Raw genomic sequence first — 1349 nt, forward strand, 5'->3', positions numbered from 1 at the left:
GGCGTGGGCGTGGGTGCCGGCGTGGGCGTGGGCGCAACCACGGTGAACGTCGCCGATGCGGAAACCGTCGGACATGAAGCGGTGACGGTGTGCGAACCCGCGACAGCTCCGGCGGGTACCTGGAAGGTGAGGCTGAAGCCGCCGGAGTTCACCGACGCCGTCCCGACGGCCTGGGTTCGGTCCCACGACACGTCCACGGTGGGGACCCGCATGGTGGTGCAGGCGAACCCCGCCCCGCTCGCTGTCACGGAAACTCCGGCCCGTCCGGAACCGGGGCGCAGTGCCACCGACGGTCCCGGCGCCGTGGCCGCGGCCGCCTGCACCGCTGCGCGAGCCGACGGCTCCGGCCCCCACGCGAGCATGAACGCCACTGCCGCGCCCCATACCACCAGGAACGCGAGGAGCCCCCGTCCTACAGTCAGAAGCCGCCTGTCGGGCCAAAGGCGATGCGATCCTGGTTCTGTCGCATCGCCGGAGGCCGAAGTCCTCGGGCCACTGTCGGCCACCCTGTGTCGCTGCGCCGCCGCCACGCCACCCTCCACCCCACGAACCCCGCCTGAACTCCCCGCGATCAACGGCCCGGACCCGGCCCGGCACGCGCTGATCAGCGCCGTAATCCCGAAGGATGCCAGGGCGCGGCTGTGCACCGGCAACCAGGCCCAAGGAGGGTCCAAGGCCAAAGGCCCAAGGCGGATTGATCGGACCTTATAATGACGATGTGGACGTGGCACACGGTGCGAGTCGATGGGCCGCCATCACCGATGGCAGCCGTGGGTCGGGTTATGCGGCCCAGTTCGCGCGGCTGGCCGCGGCGGGCATGGACGTCCACGGCGAAGCCACGCTGTGCGCGTCGCTGGTACCGCCGGGTTCGCGCATCCTGGACGCAGGCTGCGGGACCGGCCGGGTCGCGATCCGGCTGGCCGAACAGGGCCACTCCTGCACCGGGATCGACAACGACGCCTCCATGCTGACGGAGGCCCAGGCCGCGGGACCCGACGTGACGTGGCTGCTGGCCGACCTGGTTGACATGAACACCCTGGCGGACCTGGCGGAGTTCTTCGACCTCGTCGTCGCGGCCGGAAACGTCGTCCCGCTGCTCGCTCCCGGCACCGAGGCGCTGGTCGTCGCCGCGATCGCGCAGCGGCTTGTACCCGGCGGCCTGCTGGTCGCCGGCTTCGGCCTGGATCGTGACCACCTGCCGCTGCCCGCTGCGCCGTTCGGGCTGGCCGACTACGACCGGTGGTGCGCAACGGCCGGGCTCACCCTCGACCAGCGCTACGCGACCTGGGACGGCGATGTGTACGACGGCGGCGGCTACGCGGTCAGCGTGCACCGCGCGGGCCCCGTCG

1 protein-coding gene and 1 pseudogene are annotated in these 1349 nt (G+C 72.1%); one reads left to right on the forward strand and one right to left on the reverse strand.

Features of this window, described 5'->3' with window-relative positions; translation table 11 throughout:
• Nucleotides 1–248: pseudogene (locus U9980_RS09415) on the reverse strand (hypothetical protein); the annotation flags it as partial.
• A gap of 476 nt (nucleotides 249–724) precedes the next feature.
• On the opposite strand from U9980_RS09415, the gene U9980_RS09420 reads away from it, so the two are divergent.
• Nucleotides 725–1349: class I SAM-dependent methyltransferase (locus U9980_RS09420; protein ID WP_322767579.1), on the forward strand; the 625-nt coding region annotated here is incomplete at its 3' end.

Origin of the sequence: Protofrankia sp. Cr1, from assembly GCF_963555865.1 — a bacterium.
Lineage (GTDB): Bacteria > Actinomycetota > Actinomycetes > Frankiales > Frankiaceae > Protofrankia.